Origin of the sequence: Colwellia sp. BRX10-9 (genome assembly GCF_014077405.1) — a bacterium.
Classification (GTDB): domain Bacteria; phylum Pseudomonadota; class Gammaproteobacteria; order Enterobacterales; family Alteromonadaceae; genus Colwellia_A.
In genome coordinates this window covers 1-209 of sequence record NZ_JACGVV010000167.1, presented here as the reverse complement: position 1 = coordinate 209, position 209 = coordinate 1, and the positions used below count along the sequence as shown (strand labels likewise).

Sequence of the window (209 nt, the reverse complement as noted above, 5' to 3'; positions counted from 1 at the left end):
TGAACCTTCGAGCTAATCGGCTTAACGGTTAAAAGCCTCGGCTTTTTGTTGTTTACTATCTGACTTATAAATTTGGAAATTAATTATTTAAGAAGTGGTCGGCCGTGAAGGATTTGAACCTTCGACAAATTGGTTAAAAGCCAACTGCTCTACCAACTGAGCTAACGGCCGACATATAAACTGTGGTGTTGAGAATCATCATCAACTAA

The 209-nt window shown here is 38.8% G+C and carries 1 tRNA gene; it reads right to left on the bottom strand.

Annotation, left to right across the window (positions count from 1 at the left end):
• Positions 1 to 95: 95 nt before the first annotated feature.
• A tRNA-Lys gene (locus H4J69_RS19865) sits at positions 96 to 171 on the bottom strand.
• Positions 172 to 209: the final 38 nt, after the last annotated feature.